Below are 1117 nucleotides of genomic sequence, written 5' to 3' on the forward strand. Positions count from 1 at the left end.
CGCCTGCTCGCTGTCCCCGGCGACCGGCCGCAGCTGGTCGCGGTCGATGCGGACCATGTCCGCGAGCGCGTGCGCGTCGCCCTTGTCGCTCTTGGCCCCGGACGTGCCGTACCGCTCCTTGAAGCGGGCGACCTGCCTCGGGTTGATCGCGTAGACCTGGTAGCCGGAAGCGATCAGGGCCTGCACCCACGAGCCGCGGTCGGTCTCGATGCCCACCACCACCGCGGCCGGATCCAGGCCGGTACCGCCGTGCTTCGCGAGGAGTTCGTGCAGCCTGGCGATTCCCTCCACGCCCTCGGGCAGTCTCGCCACGGCAAGCTTGCGGCCCGTCTCGTCCTGGACCTCGACGTCATGGTGGTCCTCGGCCCAGTCATCGCCGATCAGCAGCAACTCGTCCTCCTGGTCAGGTACTTCGCTCCTTGCAGCCTGCGGAAGGCGGCGCGCGGCCTAATGGATCCAGTGCTCACGCCACCAGGGCGGGCACGCCACCCCATCAGCGGTCTGGCCTCCCGGCCGACCAGCAGGGGCACGGTCTGACCACAGAAGTCGAGTGCTTCCGGCGGCATGAGTGCTCACCTGCTGGCGGCTACGGCACCGAGTCTCACCGACCCGGCAGGTCCCATTAGGCGGCGAGAAGCGATCTTGGGCTCCAGTTTCAACTTTGCTGAGCCGATGCCAGGTCCGCGCTCTGCTGATGGGACAGCAGGCCGGCGATGGCCTGCACCGTGTCGCTCATGTGCTCGCGGCGGCCGAAGTGGCGGGCCAGAGCCCGCGAGTTCTTGAGATGCGCAATGCCGTGCTCGATGCGGATACGGCGTGAGGAATGCGCCTTGCGCTGCCGCTCGTACATTTCCTCGTACCAGTCAGGGGCGTTCTTCTTGAACTTGCGGTGCGGTGGTGTCACTACGCGTCCGCCGGTCTGTACACCCAGCCCCTGGTAGCCAGCATCAGCGAGGATCTCGACTGCGGACCCGTCGGCCAAGAGCCTGACCAGCCCTAACTGGCGTGCGTGGGTGATGTCCGCGCAGCTGACGGGCTGGGCCGGACTGCACCACATGACCATGGGATGGAGCTGGTCGACTTCGCGAAGGTTCTTGCGAAGTTGTTCGTCGGCGAG

2 protein-coding genes are annotated in these 1117 nt (G+C 67.2%); both read right to left on the bottom strand.

All coding sequences use genetic code 11. The annotated features are described in order from the left end of the window. On the bottom strand, positions 1-390 hold a 390-nt coding region (locus VXC91_RS45925; protein ID WP_329513257.1), incomplete at its 3' end, for an IS110 family transposase. Positions 391-655: 265 nt separating this feature from the next. After that, a partial coding sequence (locus VXC91_RS45930; protein ID WP_329513258.1) for a transposase family protein occupies positions 656-1117 on the bottom strand: 462 nt, incomplete at its 5' end.

Origin of the sequence: Streptomyces chiangmaiensis, assembly GCF_036281785.1 — a bacterium.
Taxonomy (GTDB): Bacteria; Actinomycetota; Actinomycetes; order Streptomycetales; family Streptomycetaceae; genus Streptomyces; species Streptomyces chiangmaiensis.